1 protein-coding gene is annotated in these 279 nt (G+C 53.4%); it reads right to left on the bottom strand.

The window, feature by feature from the left end:
* The coding region (locus J0A66_RS23220; protein WP_206576119.1) for a cation:proton antiporter domain-containing protein at positions 1 to 279 on the bottom strand (279 nt) is incomplete at both ends.

The raw sequence follows: 279 nt of genomic DNA, 5'->3' as shown, positions 1-279 counted from the left end.
AAAATAACGGCCATGGGATCGTTGGTACCCGACTCTATTTCCAATGTCGAAGCAACTCGCTGCTTAAGCGTCACGCCACGGGACTGGAAAATACCAAATACCGCTGCCGCATCAGTGGAACTTAATAAGGCACCAATCAGTAATGCCGTGGGCCAGGGCAATGAAAACAACCATACCGCACCAGCCGCGGTAATAGTGCATGTCAGCGCCACCCCTAAGGTAGACAAGCTGATAGCCGGCCACAGTGCGACCCGGAATCGCTCCTTATGGGTACGCATG

Origin of the sequence: Bowmanella dokdonensis, assembly GCF_017254865.1 — a bacterium.
Lineage (GTDB): Bacteria > Pseudomonadota > Gammaproteobacteria > Enterobacterales > Alteromonadaceae > Bowmanella > Bowmanella dokdonensis.
Note: the sequence above shows the minus strand (reverse complement) of the source record. Positions and strands in the feature narration are given on the sequence as shown.